This is a genomic window from Microbacterium sp. zg.Y909, from assembly GCF_024626565.1.
Genome location: NZ_JANJFJ010000591.1, coordinates 1 through 1,880, shown reverse-complemented (window position 1 = coordinate 1,880; position 1,880 = coordinate 1). Strand labels below are relative to the sequence as shown.

General features: G+C 71.9%; 3 protein-coding genes. 2 read left to right on the top strand and 1 reads right to left on the bottom strand.

Features of this window, described 5'->3' with window-relative positions; all coding sequences use genetic code 11:
* Together NQ160_RS23195 and NQ160_RS23190 are read left to right on the top strand one after the other, a co-directional pair.
* Positions 1 to 227: ThuA domain-containing protein (locus tag NQ160_RS23195; protein ID WP_257517370.1), on the top strand; the 227-nt coding region annotated here is incomplete at its 5' end.
* On the top strand, positions 206 to 1,291 hold the full coding sequence (locus NQ160_RS23190) for a Gfo/Idh/MocA family protein (protein WP_257517369.1): 1,086 nt from the start codon (positions 206 to 208) through the stop codon (positions 1,289 to 1,291). The genes NQ160_RS23195 and NQ160_RS23190, both read left to right, overlap by 22 nt.
* Here NQ160_RS23190 and NQ160_RS23185 read toward each other — a convergent pair.
* The coding region (locus tag NQ160_RS23185; RefSeq protein WP_257517368.1) for a substrate-binding domain-containing protein at positions 1,263 to 1,880 on the bottom strand (618 nt) is incomplete at its 5' end. The two genes, NQ160_RS23190 and NQ160_RS23185, sit on opposite strands and share 29 nt — an antisense overlap.

Sequence of the window (1,880 nt, the reverse complement as noted above, 5' to 3'; positions counted from 1 at the left end):
GGGTGCTGCACGACGACCTGATCGACGTGCTGGCGACCACCACGCACCCGGTGCAGCCGTACCACCCCTGGCATCGTCCCATCACGTCCCCCGCAGTGTGGACGCGCCTGTGGGGCAAGGGACGTATTTTCGTTGCCACCCCCGGGCACAGCCTGGACGTGCTGCAGGACGACAACGTCCGCACCATCATCGAGAGGGGCATGCTGTGGGCCAGCCGCACGGCATAGGGATAATCGGCCTGGGAGTCATCTCCCGGCAGTACCTGGAGACGCTTGCCGGGCTTGAAAGCGTCCGCATCGTGGCCACGGCGGACCTGGACCCGGGCCGTGCCGCAGCGGTGGCCGCCGAGATCCCCGGATGCCGCGCGCTCACCGTCGATGAACTTCTGGCCGACCCGGCCGTCGACACCGTCATCAACCTCACGATCCCCGCCGCCCACGCGGAGATCGCGCTCGCCGCCCTCGCCCACGGCAAGGACGTCTACGGCGAGAAGCCGCTCGCGGCGACTTTCACCCAGGCCAAGGCGATGATGGATGCCGCCGGCGATCACTGGGTCGGCGGTGCCCCCGACACCGTGCTCGGCACCGGCATCCAGACCGCCCGCGCCGCCGTCGAGGCCGGCGACATCGGCCGCCCCGTCTCGGCGGTGGCGACCTGGGTCTCGGGCGGCCACGAGTCGTGGCATCCGCACCCCGACTTCTACTACCGCGACGGCGGGGGACCGCTGTTCGATATGGGGCCGTACTACCTCACGTCGCTCGTGCACCTGCTGGGCCCGGTGGCGCGGGTCAGCGGCTCATCGTCACGCACCCGCGACACGCGACGGATCGGCTCCGGCCCCCGCGCGGGCGAGATCATCCCCGTCGAGATCGACACCCACGTCACCGGCGTGCTCGAGCACTCCAGCGGCGCGCTGTCGACCGTGACCTTCAGCTTCGATGCCGTGGGCACGACGGCGGCGCCGATCGAGGTGCACGGCGAGGAGGGGTCGCTGAGCGTCCCCGACCCGAACACCTTCGCCGGCGAGGTGCGCCTGCGCCGCCGCGGCGAGCCGGAATGGACCAGGCTGCACGATGCCGGTGGCTACGTCGGGGCCGGCCGCGGCATCGGCGTCATCGATCAGGTGCGCGACGGCGAGGGACGTGCGAGCGGCGAAGTGGCCCTTCACGTGCTCGAGATCATGACCGCGCTCACCGACTCCGCCCACACCGGCCGGCGCGTGACGCTGAGCACGACGGCGCGGCTGCCGTCCGTCGTGCCGCTCACCCCGCAGGAGGAATGGCGCCGCTGACGGGGTCGTGCGCGCCAGGGCGGCCGACGGACCCTCTGATGCGCGCCGGCATGCGCAGCCGCTCGACCGGATTCTCTTCGGGGAGGGTCCGATCCAGCAGCAGCTCGATGGCGCGCTGGCCGAGTTCATGGTGGGGGATGGCGAAGGTGGTCAGCCCCGGGTGCAGCCAGCCGGCGAGCTGGTGGTCGTCGAACGACACGATCGACATGTCCGACGGCACGGTCATGCCTGCCTCCTGCAACGCCTGGTAGGCACCGAAGGCGAGCCGGTCGTTGAAGGTGATGAGCGCCTCGTGCCGCACGCCCGTCGCCAGCAGCCGGGCAGTCGCCTTCCAGCCGTCCTGGGGCAGCCACACCTGGCACAGGTGCCCGCTGGCCGGCGCCAGTCCGGCATCGGCCAGGGCATCGAGGATGCCGGCGAGACGCTCGCGCCCGGCGACGGTCTGCGCAGGAACGTCGGCCAGCTCCGGCCCGGCGCCGATCAGGTGCACGCGCTCGTGGCCGGCGCGCAGCAGCAGCTCCACTGCGTCGCGTCCCGCCGTGTACTCGTCGGGGATCACCGCGCGCACCGTTCGTGCGCGTTCGGGCAG